Source organism: Marinobacter alkalisoli (assembly GCF_045449795.1).
In the GTDB taxonomy this organism is placed as follows: Bacteria; Pseudomonadota; Gammaproteobacteria; order Pseudomonadales; family Oleiphilaceae; genus Marinobacter.
This window is the reverse complement of record NZ_JBJJLB010000016.1, coordinates 691163-704300: the sequence shown is the minus strand read 5'-3', so window position 1 is coordinate 704300 and position 13138 is coordinate 691163. Positions and strand designations below refer to the sequence as shown.

11 protein-coding genes are annotated in these 13138 nt (G+C 59.0%); 4 read left to right on the top strand and 7 right to left on the bottom strand.

Annotated features, from left to right (window positions below; translation table 11 throughout):
• Window positions 1-270: 270 nt before the first annotated feature.
• From ACJO3M_RS07745 to ACJO3M_RS07725, 5 genes are all read right to left on the bottom strand, one after another.
• Complete coding sequence (locus ACJO3M_RS07745; RefSeq protein WP_407000798.1) at window positions 271-966, bottom strand: TSCPD domain-containing protein; 696 nt, start codon at window positions 964-966, stop codon at window positions 271-273.
• Between the two features lie 28 nt (window positions 967-994).
• Window positions 995-3133 carry an adenosylcobalamin-dependent ribonucleoside-diphosphate reductase gene (locus tag ACJO3M_RS07740; protein WP_407000797.1) on the bottom strand — a complete coding sequence of 713 codons (2139 nt, stop codon included), beginning with the start codon at window positions 3131-3133 and terminating at the stop codon, window positions 995-997.
• A 510-nt stretch (window positions 3134-3643) separates the two neighbouring features.
• A complete protein-coding gene (locus tag ACJO3M_RS07735) occupies window positions 3644-4438 on the bottom strand; it encodes an ABC transporter ATP-binding protein (protein ID WP_406984212.1) in 795 nt (264 codons plus the stop codon).
• Window positions 4439-4448: 10 nt separating this feature from the next.
• Window positions 4449-5351 (bottom strand): ABC transporter permease, encoded by a 903-nt coding sequence (locus ACJO3M_RS07730; RefSeq protein WP_407000796.1) that lies wholly within the window; start codon window positions 5349-5351, stop codon window positions 4449-4451.
• Between the two features lie 66 nt (window positions 5352-5417).
• Window positions 5418-6392, bottom strand: coding sequence for an ABC transporter substrate-binding protein (locus ACJO3M_RS07725; RefSeq protein WP_407000795.1), 975 nt, complete (start codon window positions 6390-6392; stop codon window positions 5418-5420).
• Between the two features lie 290 nt (window positions 6393-6682).
• On the opposite strand from ACJO3M_RS07725, the gene ACJO3M_RS07720 reads away from it, so the two are divergent.
• Entirely contained in the window at window positions 6683-8350 is a 1668-nt protein-coding gene (locus tag ACJO3M_RS07720) for an AMP-binding protein (RefSeq protein WP_407000794.1), read from the top strand.
• Between the two features lie 153 nt (window positions 8351-8503).
• Window positions 8504-8989: a thioesterase domain-containing protein gene (locus ACJO3M_RS07715; RefSeq protein ID WP_407000793.1), complete on the top strand. Its 486-nt coding sequence runs from the start codon at window positions 8504-8506 to the stop codon at window positions 8987-8989.
• A gap of 28 nt (window positions 8990-9017) precedes the next feature.
• Here the strand turns inward: ACJO3M_RS07715 and ACJO3M_RS07710 are convergent, their stop codons facing one another.
• Window positions 9018-10706 carry an ABC transporter permease gene (locus ACJO3M_RS07710; RefSeq protein WP_407000792.1) on the bottom strand — a complete coding sequence of 563 codons (1689 nt, stop codon included), beginning with the start codon at window positions 10704-10706 and terminating at the stop codon, window positions 9018-9020.
• 149 nt (window positions 10707-10855) lie between these two features.
• Window positions 10856-11872: a Fe(3+) ABC transporter substrate-binding protein gene (locus tag ACJO3M_RS07705; RefSeq protein ID WP_407000791.1), complete on the bottom strand. Its 1017-nt coding sequence runs from the start codon at window positions 11870-11872 to the stop codon at window positions 10856-10858.
• Between the two features lie 188 nt (window positions 11873-12060).
• On the opposite strand from ACJO3M_RS07705, the gene ACJO3M_RS07700 reads away from it, so the two are divergent.
• The gene (locus ACJO3M_RS07700) at window positions 12061-12333 is read left to right on the top strand and encodes a PilZ domain-containing protein (protein ID WP_407000790.1); all 273 of its coding nucleotides are present in this window, start codon (window positions 12061-12063) and stop codon (window positions 12331-12333) included.
• A gap of 71 nt (window positions 12334-12404) precedes the next feature.
• Complete coding sequence (locus tag ACJO3M_RS07695) at window positions 12405-12998, top strand: hypothetical protein (protein ID WP_407000789.1); 594 nt, start codon at window positions 12405-12407, stop codon at window positions 12996-12998.
• Window positions 12999-13138: the final 140 nt, after the last annotated feature.

The window sequence follows — 13138 nt, the reverse complement described above, 5'->3', positions numbered from 1 at the left end:
TGTGGAATTCATGAGCCTGGGCGAAGCGCGCGCCTCATGCAATGACCTTGTTTGGCAGCCCAGTCCTGCAAGGGTATCAGGATCCACCTTCTTCTCAGGCCACTCCGGGTTATTGGGCATGTGGCGTGGCTCCATGCGAGTCATCAGCGACATACTGAAAGGCTGTGAATAGCAACCAATAAAAGTAACGCGATCGCTGATAAATGCCCCAAACAAAAAAGGCCCGAAGTTTTCACTCCAGGCCCTCTCATCAATCACCGGTCAATCACCTCAACCACACTTACTATCACCACAAGACAGGCAAGTCGCACACCCGTCCATCACGATCACCGCCTTGGTGCTGCACTTGCCACACATGGTGGCGTTGGCGGGGTAGTCGCTGGCTTTTTCGTCGTTGGTGGCCGTGGAGTGGCCGGCTTCGAATTCGGCGCGCTTTTCGGCGAGGATGCGCTTGGTGGTTTCGCTCATTTCCTCGTTTTCCAGCAGGCCGATGGCCTTAAGGTGCTTCTCGATCACGGCGCCGATTTCAGCCACCAGGGACGGCATGAATACGCCGCCTTTCTTGAAGTAGCCGCCGTTGGGGTCGTACACGCTGCGCAGCTCTTCCACCAGGAAGGTCACGTCGCCACCCTTGCGGAAGACCGCAGAGATAACACGGGTGAGGGCGATTACCCACTGGAAGTGTTCCATCGACTTGGAGTTGATGAACACTTCGTACGGCTGCCGGCTTTCGTGGTCGGTGTCTTCGTTGAGCAGGATGTCGTTGATGGTGATGTACATCGCGTGCTCGGCGATCGGCGGCTTGATCTTGTAGGTGGTGCCCAGCAGGAAGTCCGGCCGTTCGATGTATTCGTTCATCTCAACGGGCTTGGTTTCCGCGTGCACCGGCGCCTGGTGTTCGGTGGCTTCGGGGTCGGCTTTCTTTACGCGGTAGCCGACGATTTTGTTGCTGATTTTAACTGTCATGTTCGTTGTCCTGTGTCGGGTTCCCGGATCAATATTTACCGTAGGTGCCTTCTTTGAGGGCGTCGAAGAGGTTGGCGGCGTTGTGGATCTCGCCGTCGTACTCCACCTGTTCGTTGCCCTTCAGGGTCACCTTGCTGCCGTCGTCCAGTGTGAATTCATACAGAGTGTTTTCCAGGTCTTTCTCTTTCACCAGTACACCCTGGAACGCTTCGGGGTTGAAGCGGAAGGTGGTGCAACCCTTCAGGCCCTTGTCGTAGGCGTACATGTAGATGCCCTTGAAGTCCGGGTAGGCGAAGTCCGTAGGCACGTTGGCGGTCTTGGAGATGGAGGAATCCACCCACTTCTGGGCCGCGGCCTGGATGTCCACGTGCTGCGTCGGCGTGACGTCGTCGGAGGTGGTGAAGTAGCTTGGCAGCTTCTTGTCTTCGTCCTCGGAGAACGGCATCGCGCCCTGGTTCACCAGGTGGCGGTAGGCCAGCAGTTCGAAGGAGAACACGTCGACTTTTTCCTTGGTCTTGCGGCCTTCGCGGATGATGTTCCGGGCGTAGTGGTGCGAGAAGCTCGGCTCAATGCCGTTACTGGCGTTGTTGGCCAGTGACAGGCTGATGGTGCCGGTCGGCGCGATGGAGGTGTGGTGGGTGAAGCGGCCACCTTTCTCGGCCAGTTTCTCGATCAGCTCCGGTTCCACGCCGGCAATCTGCTGCATGTAGCGGCTGTACTTGGCGTGCAGCAGCTTGCCCTTGAGCTTGTCGCCCAGCTTGTAGCCGTCTTCGCTCAGCTGCGGGCACTTGGACAGCATCTTGGGGGTAATTTCGAACTCGTCGTCCATGATCGGCGCCGGGCCTTTCTCTTCGGCCAGGGCCAGGGACTGGCGCCAGCCTTCCACGGCCATCTCGCGCACCACTTCTTCGGTGAACTGTACGGATTCTTCAGAACCGTAGGGCATGCGCAGCATGGCGAGGGTGGAACCCAAACCGAGGATGCCCATGCCGTGGCGGCGCTTGTAGGTGATTTCGTGGCGCTGTTCTTCCAGCGGCAGGCCGTTGATCTCCACCACGTTGTCCAGCATGCGGGTGAAGATGCCCACCACCTTGCGGTACTTCTCATAGTTGAAGCTGGCCTTGTCGGTGAACGGGTAGTCCACGAACTTGGTCAGGTTCACCGAGCCCAGCAGGCAGCTGCCGTACGGGGGCAGGGGCTGCTCGCCACAGGGATTGGTGGCGCGGATGTCTTCGCAGAACCAGTTGTTGTTCATCTGGTTGACCTTGTCGATCAGGATGAAGCCGGGCTCTGCGTAGTCGTAGGTGCTGGTCATGATGGTGTCCCAGATGAACTGGGCTTTCAGGGTGCGGTAGATGCGGCACGCAACCTTGCCTTCATCGTTGACCACGTAGCCTTCCAGAATCGGGAAGTCGCGGTACACAAACTGTTCCGGGTCGTTCAGGTCCAGGCCTTCTTCTTCCACTTCCTTCTCGGTGACCGGGAAGGACAGGTGCCAGTCGTCACCGTTGCGGACGGCTTCGATGAAGTCTTCGGTGATCAGCAGCGACAGGTTGAACTGGCGCAGGCGGCCGTCTTCACGCTTGGCCTGGATGAAGTCGATGATGTCCGGGTGGTGAACGTCGAAGGTGGCCATCTGTGCGCCACGGCGGCCACCGGCGGAAGACACGGTGAAGCACATGCGGTCGAAGATATCCATGAACGACAGCGGGCCAGACGTCGTTGCGCCGGCGCCGGCCACGTAGGCGCCACGGGGACGCAGGGTGGAGAATTCGTAGCCGATGCCGCAGCCTGCTTTGAGGGTCAGGCCGGCTTCGTGGTTCTTTTCCAGGATGTCGTTCATGGAATCCTGAACAGAGCCAGACACGGTACAGTTAATGGTGGAGGTGGCCGGTTTGTGGGCCTCGGCGCCGGCGTTGGAGGTAATACGTCCTGCCGGGATTGCGCCGTGCTGAAGGGCCCAGATGAAGTCCTTCATGTGTTTGGCGCGGTTGGCCTTGGCTTCCACCTGGGAAAGGGCAGTCGCTACGCGTTCGTAGGTAGCGTTGATGTCCTTATCGACGGGTTCGCCGGTTTTGGTCTTGAGCTGATACTTGCTGCTCCAGATGTCGAGCGAAGCTTCCTGCATTGGAATTGTTGTTATCACTGCCTGTGCTTTAGCGTTCATTGCCACCCTCAATCTTCCAGTATGTCTTAATAAATGGCTGTCGGTGACCCCGAATACAACCATACCCCAGTTGGAACGTGCTGATTTTTACGGGCCAGGGTGTGTGTCCTGGCCGGATTGCGCTCTTTTTGAACAAAACCACTATATGTGGTGTTGACCTCGCCGGTCTTTTTGCCGTTTTCCGGGGAAGGGCCATGCCTGTAGCTGGCGGCCGTGGCGACCCTGGCGGCTTATTTGGGCGATGGTCAGAAAATATCCATGCGACCCTATATATGGGCGTCTTTCGGATGAGTATAACAGGATATAGTGGTCTGTGAATAAGAAGACAACTATCGCTTGTGGGTCTCAGGCAAAGAAAATCAATGGAAAAGGGCTTGAATCCGGGGAATTGCCCGGAAAATCGCCAGGTTGGACGTTTGGCCTACAAAGCACAACATGTTGTGGTTAAAAAATGGCCGAAAAAAAGGCGGGACCCTGTCCCGCCTTTTTGTGGTTCCGGGGTTGAGTCTGTCAGTCCAGCAACAGGCTGTCGTCGTCGATTTCCAGCCCCCGTTGCTTTTCGAACAGTCCCAGCAGGTCTTTGACCTCCAGACCTTTGCGCTTCTCACCTTCGATATCAAACACCACTTCGCCCTGGTGAAGCATCACGGTGCGGTCACCGACTTCCAGCGCCTGCTTCATGCTGTGGGTGACCATCAGGGCGGTGAGTTTCTGCTCCTCGATGATCTGGGTGGTAAGTTCAAGGACAAAGGCGGCGGTTTTCGGGTCCAGGGCGGCGGTGTGCTCGTCCAGCAGCAGGATGGCGGAGGGCGTCAGGCTGGCCATCAGCAGGCTGACGGCCTGGCGCTGACCACCGGAAAGCAGGCCCATCTTGTCGCCCAGGCGGTTTTCCAGCCCGAGCTTGAGGGAAGACAGGCTGTTGCGGAACTGCTCCATGTACTCTTTCTTCACCGCGGCTGTCAGCCCACGGCGCTGGCCGCGCTTGATGGCCAGGGCCAGGTTTTCCTCAATGCTCAGCCCTTCGCAGGTGCCGGCCAGCGGGTCCTGGAATACTCGGGCAACGCTGCCCGCGCGTTTGTGGGTGGGCAGTTTGGTGACGTCCTGGTTGTCGACAATGATCTTGCCGCTGTCCACCATCACTTCGCCGGCGAGGGCGTTGAGGAAGGTGGATTTTCCGGCGCCGTTGCTGCCGATCACGGTGACAAACTCACCCTGGTTGACGGTCAGGCTCATGCCCCGCAGTGCGGGGTTTTCCAGGGGCGTGCCCTTGCCAAACGTCAGTCTGAGATCCGTTGCGCTAATCATGCTGTACCTCTCAGGCTTTTTTGCGGGTGAAGCGGGCGGCAACCGAGGTGCGCACACCGGGCAATACGATGGCCAGGGTGACCAGTACCGCCGTGATCAGGTTGAGATCCTGGGACTGCAAGCCGAGGAATTCCGCGTTCAGGGCGAAGGCGATGGCCAGCCGGTAGATGATGGCGCCCACCACGCAGGCAATCAGAGCCTTGATCACCGTGTTGGGGGTAATCACCGCTTCGCCGCCAATCAGCGACGCCAGGCCGATCACAATCACGCCCACACCCATGGTGACGTCCGCTGCGCCCTGGCTCTGGGCGAAGAGCGCGCCCGCCAGGCCAACGAGGCCGTTGGACAGGGCAACACCGAGAATGATCATGCCGCCGGTGGCAATGCCCTGGGCCCGGGCCATGCGGGCGTTAGCGCCGGTGGCACGCATGGCCAGGCCGGTTTCGGATTTCATGAATCGCCACAGCAGGATCAGGGATACGAATACCACGATCACGAACAGCAGCACCGGCACCTGGTGGTAGGCCAGCCCCAGGTCGTACCAGGGCGTGAGCACGGTTTCCTCGGTCAACAGCGCCACGTTGGGGCGGCCCATGATGCGCAGGTTCACGGAATAGAGCGCAATCATGGTGAGGATGGACGCCAGCAGGTTAAGAATATTCAGCTTGACGTTGAGCAGGGCGGTGACCGCACCGGCGGCCATGCCGGCCAGTATGGCGCCGCCGGTGGCAATCCAGGGATTCCAGCCGGCAAGAATCAGCATGGCTGCGACGGCCGCCCCGAGGGGGAAGCTGCCGTCGACGGTCAGGTCTGGAAAATCCAGGACCCGGAAAGAGAGGTAGATACCGAAGGCGACCAGACCGTAGATCAGACCGGTCTCGATAGCGCCGTATAGAGCAATGTCACTGAGCATGGGTAATATTCGCTGTAAAAGAATACGGGCGGGCCCTTGTGAGGCCCGCCCGTAGTGAGTCAGGTGTTACTTATCGCTTTTGACGATTTCCTGGGCATCGTTCAGCACATCTTCGGACAGGGTAATGCCCATGCGCTCGGCTGCTGCGGGATTCACGAACAGGTTCAGCGTGTCAACGGATTCAACCGGCATCTCTCCCGGGTTGGCGCCGTTCAGTACCCGCGCCACCATGCTGCCGGCCTGGCGGCCGTGGTCGTAGTAGTCGAAGCCGAGGGCTGCAACGGCGCCACGGCTGACGGTGGCGGTGTCCGCTGCGAATACCGGGATCTTGGCGCGCTCACCCACGGAAACCACGGCTTCGGCGGCGCTGATCACGGTGTTGTCAGTTGTCAGGTAGATGGCATCGGCCTTGCCCACCAGGGAGCGGGCCGCGCCCAGCACTTCGGAGGTTTTGGTGGCGGCGGCCTTGGCCAGTGTCAGCCCGCGGGCTTCCAGGCGCTCTTCCAGCAATTCCACCAGGGCGACGGCGTTGGCTTCACCGGGGTTATAAACGGTGCCGATGGTCTTGGCATCCGGTACCAGGCGCTCCAGCAGGTCAATGTGGTGCTCGATCGGCAGCATGTCGGTAACGCCGGTGATGTTGGCGCCCGGGGCTTCCAGGCTCTTCACCAGTTTGGCGCCTACCGGATCGGTGACGGCGGCGAACACCATGGGGATGTTGCGGGCGGCAGCGGCCATGGTTTGCGCTGAAGGCGTGGCGATGGCAACGATGACATCGGGGCCGTTGCCCACGAATTTGCGGGCAATCTGAGAGGCGATGGCGGCGTTGCCCTGGGCGCTCTCATGCATGACCTCAAGGTTATCGCCTTCGGTGAATCCCTCTTCGGCCAGTTCATCCCTGACCCCCTGGTAAACCGCATCCAGGGCCGGATGTTCCACAATCTGGGTGACGGCAACCACCCGTGGTTCGTCGCCTTGTGCCAGTCCCGCTGCGGCCAGCAGGGTTGCACCAATCAGGGTTCGCAGAGTCTTCTTGGCCATAAGCCCTTTCTCCCGAGAGTGTTGAGCGGTGATTCATGGTTTTAAAGGTGCGGAAGTTTACCACACGGAAACAGATAGCGGGGTAGGGGAAGTTACCTGATTCGTATCAAAGCGTTGCAGAAAATCGGTAAAAACATGATAAATGCAATAACTTTATCGCCATCACGTTTTGACGAGAGGAGGTGTGTTGCAATACGCTACGAAAGTCTTATAAGCCCGCAAAGAGGCCGGCTCTCACGCGACACACGCAGTTCCCAATAACTCAAATAACTGTAAGCAAGGAAAGGTCCATGGACACAACAAACAAACTCCCCCTGGATATGGTGTATTACTGGGAAAAGGCCAAGGCCGATTCCCTGTACATGACACAGCCAATGGGCGATGGACAGGTGGTTGAATACACCTGGAAACGTGCCGTTGATGAAGCCCGCCGCATGGCGTCTTACCTGAAGTCCCTCAACCTGCCTGAGAAGAGCAGGGTGGGCATTATTTCCAAGAACTGCGCGCACTGGATCATGTCCGATTGGGCGATCTGGATGGCGGGCCACATTTCCGTACCGCTGTACCCGACCCTGAATGCCGACACCGTCAGTTACATCCTGGATCACAGTGAATGCGAGGTGGTGTTCATTGGCAAGCTGGATGACTGGGACATGATGAAGCCGGGCGTGCCCGAAAGCGTCCGTTGCGTGTCTTACCCGCTGAGCCCGCCCAACGATTTCGAAACCTGGGATGACCTGGTCGCCAAGTTCCCGCCGATGGAAGAAAACACCACCCGCGACGCGGACGAGCTGGCCACCATTGTTTACACCTCCGGCAGCACCGGTCGTCCGAAGGGCGTTATGCTGAGTTTCCGCAACATGGCCTATGCGGCTGCAGGCGGTACCGAAGTGTTGGGCGTGGGCCCGGACGAGCGCATGCTGTCTTACCTGCCGCTGGCTCACGTATTCGAGCGCACGTTTGTGGAGCTGGGGTCGCTGTATTCCGGTTTCCAGCTGTTCTTCGCAGAATCCCTGGACACGTTTGTGCAGGATCTGCAGCGTGCGCAGCCGACCCTGTTCCTGTCCGTGCCGCGCCTGTGGGTGAAGTTCCAGCACGGCGTGTTGCAGAAGCTGCCCAAGCAGAAGCTTGATAAACTGCTTAAGATTCCTCTTGTAAGCGGCTTGATTAAAAAGAAAGTTCTTAAGGGGCTTGGTCTGGACAAGGTGAAGCTGGCCGGCAGTGGCTCCGCGCCGCTGTCCCACGATGTGCTGGACTGGTACCGCAACCTGGGTCTTGAGTTGCTGGAAGGCTATGGCATGTCCGAGAACTTTGCCTATTCCCACATGAACAAGCCGGGCCGTTCCCGCACCGGTTATGTGGGCGAGGCGCTGCCCGGGGTGGAAGTGAAGATCAGTGACCAGGGTGAGGTACTGGTGAAGAGCCCGGCCACTATGATGGGTTACTATAAGGACGAAGAGAAAACCCGCGAAACCTTCACCGAAGACGGTTTCCTCAAGACCGGTGACAAGGGCGAGATCGACGAGATGGGCCGCCTCAAGCTGACTGGCCGCATCAAGGAAATCTTCAAGACCAGCAAGGGCAAGTACATTGCTCCGGCGCCGATTGAGAACCGCCTGATGTCCCACGATGCCATTGAGATGGTGTGTGTCTCCGGCGCCAACCAGACCCAGCCCCACGCGCTGGTGATGCTGGGCGAGGAAACCCGCCCGAAACTGGCGGATGAGGCTTTCCGCAAGGAGCTGGAAGCCAGCTTCAAGGACCTGATTCAGGAAGTGAACAAGACCGTTGACCCCCATGAGCAACTGGCGTTCATTACCGTGGTCAGTGATGAGTGGTCTATCGAGAACAGCTTCCTGACGCCAACGCTGAAACTGAAGCGCAACGTGGTGGAAGATGCCTACGAGGAGAAGGTGGACAGCTGGTACGCTCAGCGCCAGCCGGTTATCTGGCAGTAATAGCTGCCGTTAACGTGCGGGGCAACCCGCCGATGGCCACAGGGAAGCCCGGATTCGTCCGGGCTTCTTTCATTCTGGTGACAAAAAGCCTACATAAGTCGCATAGGGCTGGCGTGGACAAGGGAATAAACTGAGGGTAATCAAGGAGGGGCTATGACTCAGTTAGAGCGTTTCCAGAAACGCATTCATGAATCCATTCCGCTGACCCGTGCGCTTGGCCTGGAAGTGCTTTCCTATGACGGCCATGCCTTGTTGGTGAGTGCGCCGCTGGAACCCAATCACAATCACCAGGGCACCGGTTTTGGTGGCAGCGTTTACTCGGTAGCGGTCACGGCCGCCTGGGGGCTGATCGAGCTGGCCATTGCCGATATGGGGCTGCGGGGCAATGTGATGGTCCAGAGCGGCAGCATGGATTATCTGACCCCGGTGGAGGGAGATTTCTACGCCCTGTGCCGGCTTCCCGCCGGAGAGATACCAGATCGCTTCAGGAAGAGCCTTGCCCGCCATGGCAAGGGGCGCCTGGCGTTGCACGCGGATGTGTACTGCGGTGAGCCGACGAACGATCCAAAGGGCGCACCGGTAGCCACCTTTCAGGGCCGTTTCGTCGTTCAGGACGCCAGTTCCAGGCCTATCCTCTGACCTTCTCTGATCCCGGGCCGGCGGCGCATCAGGCGATGCTGCGGCTGGCCGAGATGGATCGACTCATCAGGATGATCGGAATAATACCCGCCAGAACAATTATCAACGCCGGTAACGCGCTGTGGGCGAGCCGTTCATCGGAGGCAAACTGGTACACGTAGGTGGCCAGGGTGTCGAAGTTGAACGGTCGCAGGATCAGCGTTGCGGGCAACTCCTTCATGCAGTCCACGAACACCACCAGCGCGGCGGTAATCAGCGTGCCCCGAAGCATGGGCAGGTGAACCCGCACCAGGGTGCTGCCGGGCGTGTGCCCCATGGAGCGGGACGCCATGTCCATACTTGGGGTGATTTTCTGCAGGGCGCTTTCCACGCTGCCGGCTGACACTGCCAGGAAGCGCACCGTATAGGCGAACACCAGGGCAAAGGCCGAGCCGCTCAGCAGCAGGCCGGTGCTGATGTTGAAGGTGTCCCGCATCACGCTGTCCAGCCAGTTGTCGAAGCCCGCCAGGGGGATGATCACGCCGACCGCCAGTACCGCGCCGGGCATGGCATAGCCGAGGCTGGAGAGGCGCATCATGATCTGCATGCCCCGGGTGTCGTGCAGTCGCCGGCTGTAGGCCAGGGTAACGCCGATCAGCAGGGTGGTCAGCGCTGCGGTTCCGGACAGGAACAGGCTGTTCAGGGTGTTGCGGATAAATTCGGAGTTCCAGCTTTCGTCAAAGTATTCCCAGGCGTACTGGCCCAGGGTAATGGCCGGAATCGCAAAGCCCAGAATAACCGGCGCGGCGCACACAGCGATGCAGATCAGTTGCCGGGGCCGGGACAGGGTAAAGCGGCGGATCGGATCCCGGTTGTCGCGCGCCGCGAACTGTTGTTGCCGGCGGCGGGAGTAGCGTTCGAGGGTGACCAGGATCACCATGAAGATCAGCATGGTGGTGGCAATCTGCGCGGCGCCGCCGAGGTTGCCCAGGTTCATCCAGGTGTCGAACAGGCCGGCGGTCAGGGTCTGCACGGCGAAGAAATCAACGGTGCCGAAATCGTTGAGGGTTTCCATCAGCACCAGGGACAGGCCCACGGCGATGGCGGGGCGGGCGATGGGCAGAACCACCCGGAAAAACGTACTGATGGCCGAATGCCCCAGGCTGCGGCTGACGGCAAACAGTGAAGGTGACTGCTCCAGGAAGGCGGCGCGGGCCAGCAGATACACATAAGGGTACAGCACCAGCCCGATCATCAGGGTGGCGCCCTCCAGGCTGCGGATTTCCGGGAACCAGTAATCCCTGGCGCTCTCCCAGCCAAAGATCTCCCGTAATGCTTTCTGGACCGGCCCGGCGTAGTCAAGCAGGCTGGTGTACACATAGGCAATGACGTAGGCGGGAACCGCGAAGGGCAGCAGCATGGCCCACTCGAAGAAACGGCGGCCGGGAAATTCGCACATGGTGACAGCCCAGGCGGTTGCCAGTCCGATCACCAGTGTAATAATCGCCACTCCGGCCATCAGTTTGAAGGTGGTGACCAGGTAACGGGGCAGGGTGGTGTCCAGCAGGTGGGGCCAGATGTTCTCATCAGGAAACAGGGCCAGGAAAAGAACCGATACAACCGGGAGTGCGACGATCGCCGTGGTAAGGGCAGCGGATATGAGCCACCGCTTGGAGGTACGTTTCGCCAGCAGGGGTTGACCTAGCCCGGTTTCACCGCTGGTACCTGCCTCGGTCATGTCGTTCCTTTAGTGCTCCTGAAAAGAGCCACGATTCTAGTCACCTGCGGCTGTGCCTGCAATGACTGGTGTGACCCGACCACGGGGTTTTTGGCCCTCGCAGACAAAAAAGGGTGGGCCAGGCCCACCCTTTTCAGACAGACATCGGTTTACAGGTTGTCGTAATCAACCCGATCAACCAGTTTGACGGCTGCATTGCGGTTGTTGGCAATTTCCTGCAGCGACAGCTGGTCAGGATTGATTTCACCCCATTCTGCCACCTGGCCGGAAGGGCTGACGTCCGGGTTTGCCGGGTATTCGGTGTTCGCTTCCGCGTAGATGCGCTGGGCTTCCTCGGTGGAGAGGAATTCCATCAACCGAACGGCGTTGTCGCGGTTGGGCGCGCTCTTGGTGAGCTGGATACCGCTGATGTTGACGTGGGTACCACGGCCGTCGGCATTGGGGAATACCAGGCGAACGGCTTCGGCAGCCGGGCGCTGGTTCTCGTCGTTCAGCATGTTGCCGTAGTAGTAGCTGTTACCAATGGCCAGGTCGCATACGCCTTCGGCGATGGCCTTGATCTGGTCACGGTCGCCGCCCTGGGGCTTGCGGGCCAGGTTGTCTTTCACGCCTTCCAGCCACTTCTCGGTTTCTTCTTCACCGTGGTGGGCGATCATGGAGGAGATCAGGGCGATGTTGTACGGGTGCTTGCCGCTGCGGGTGCAGATGCGGTTGTCCCACTTGTCATCCGCCAGTTCTTCGTAGGTGGTGATTTCACCTTCTTCAACCCGGTCCTTTGAGGCAAAGATCAGGCGGCCGCGGGTGGTCAGGGCAAACCACTTGCCATCCGGATGACGCAGGTTTTCCGGGATGTTGTTGGCCAGGGTGTCGTTTTCCAGGCTGGCGACCAAGTCACGCTCGACCAGGTCGTTGATGCGTGAGATATCAACGGTCATCACCACGTCGGCCGGGCTGTTGCGGCCTTCACGCTCCAGGCGTTCGGCCAGGCCTTTCTTGGCGAAGATCACGTTGGACTTGATGCCGGTTTCTTCCTCGAATGCGTTGAGCAGGGGCTCCAGAAGGTAAGCCTGACGGTAGGAATAGATGTTCACTTCGCCTTCCGCGGAAGCGCTCAGGGGCATGACCGAGAGGGCCATGGTTGCAGCAGCAGCCAGTTTCATTCGCATGGTGTGATGTCCTTTGTCCAGCAGGTTGGAGCCGTCGTTGTCTTGTTATGATGACGACATTAAAAACAACAACCATTCTCATTTGTGTTAGTGGTTGTGTCAAGTTGACTATTGCAATTTTTATGATGAATGGTGATATGCTTCGGAGGAATAGAAAAAACCATGTAAAATCGGTGGATACGCAGTCTATGGTTGACAAGGATCGGAGAGAGTTCGGGCGCACCGCGATGAGTGCAAAGGTGAAAGTGCGCCATGAGTTGTTGGGGGAATTTGTGTTCTCCACCCGGGATATCTCCGACGGCGGCATTTTCATCGTGGTTGAGGGTGAGTCATTTGATGCTGCCATCGGCGACAAGGTGGAAGTGCAGGTACAAGGCCTGCCGGTTCCCGCGCCGGTGCTGGAAATGGAAGTGGTTCGCCGGAGCAACGACGGTTTCGGTTTGCAATTTGCGGATCAATAAACGGTTTCCCCTGCCTGGCTGTGGATAATGGCGGTTTCTGAACACCCATTTCCAGCCGTGATTCCGACGCCATGAAAAACCATCGCTTTTGTCTGCTGCTTTCGTGCCTGCTGTGTTTGCCGTTCGTGCTCAGCGGTTGTGCTTCCTACTACAGCCATTATGGCCTGTTTCCCGCCGAAAACTCCGAAGGTGATCCGCGCCAGATCATGCTGAACTGGCAGACGGCCGACTATCCGGACTGGTGGTTCGTGGCGGACAAGTCCACGCCTATCACCGTGACGACCCAGTGCAGCACCCGCAGTTGGCGATTGGCGGATGACTCCCACGCAGAGGCCGGTGAATGCGCCGATGGTATCCGTGCCTGCGGTCGGGCCGGTCTTGATCGGGTGGCGGCAAGTGGCGAGCCGGCGGACGACGAAACCCTGTGCCTGTCGGTGAACGCCGGTGAGGCGGAGGCGAAGGTGGTGGATATTGGTGCTTCCCTGGAGCTGCTGGTGTCCTGCCGGCCGGCTGTCACCCGCCGCGGTGAAGGCGACGATCAGGAAGGCGTTGATTACCTGCGAGCGTCACCGGTGCCGTATATGGTCCACATCCGCACATCGCCACGGGGCGCGCTGAATGGGCGCCCGCCGGTCATGGATGATTCGGTTTGTGACGCAGATTGACACTTTTGTACCAGAAGTGTGAGCCCCGTCACGCTGCTACATTTTGTTTCTCCGTGATAGCAAGCGTTACCTCCTGTTGCTTTTGGGTTACTTTGGACTACAAAAATGTAATGGAATCTGGCGTTGGTGGCGTCAGAATG

Coding starts and splice junctions, on each gene's coding strand:
- ACJO3M_RS07710 (WP_407000792.1), bottom strand. CDS start 10,706: ATGACCGAGGCAGGTACCAGCGGTGAAACCGGGCTAGGTCAACCCCTG.
- ACJO3M_RS07745 (WP_407000798.1), bottom strand. CDS start 966: ATGACAGTTAAAATCAGCAACAAAATCGTCGGCTACCGCGTAAAGAAA.
- ACJO3M_RS07700 (WP_407000790.1), top strand. CDS start 12,061: ATGGTTGACAAGGATCGGAGAGAGTTCGGGCGCACCGCGATGAGTGCA.
- ACJO3M_RS07725 (WP_407000795.1), bottom strand. CDS start 6,392: ATGGCCAAGAAGACTCTGCGAACCCTGATTGGTGCAACCCTGCTGGCC.
- ACJO3M_RS07720 (WP_407000794.1), top strand. CDS start 6,683: ATGGACACAACAAACAAACTCCCCCTGGATATGGTGTATTACTGGGAA.
- ACJO3M_RS07705 (WP_407000791.1), bottom strand. CDS start 11,872: ATGCGAATGAAACTGGCTGCTGCTGCAACCATGGCCCTCTCGGTCATG.
- ACJO3M_RS07695 (WP_407000789.1), top strand. CDS start 12,405: ATGAAAAACCATCGCTTTTGTCTGCTGCTTTCGTGCCTGCTGTGTTTG.
- ACJO3M_RS07735 (WP_406984212.1), bottom strand. CDS start 4,438: ATGATTAGCGCAACGGATCTCAGACTGACGTTTGGCAAGGGCACGCCC.
- ACJO3M_RS07730 (WP_407000796.1), bottom strand. CDS start 5,351: ATGCTCAGTGACATTGCTCTATACGGCGCTATCGAGACCGGTCTGATC.
- ACJO3M_RS07740 (WP_407000797.1), bottom strand. CDS start 3,133: ATGAACGCTAAAGCACAGGCAGTGATAACAACAATTCCAATGCAGGAA.
- ACJO3M_RS07715 (WP_407000793.1), top strand. CDS start 8,504: ATGACTCAGTTAGAGCGTTTCCAGAAACGCATTCATGAATCCATTCCG.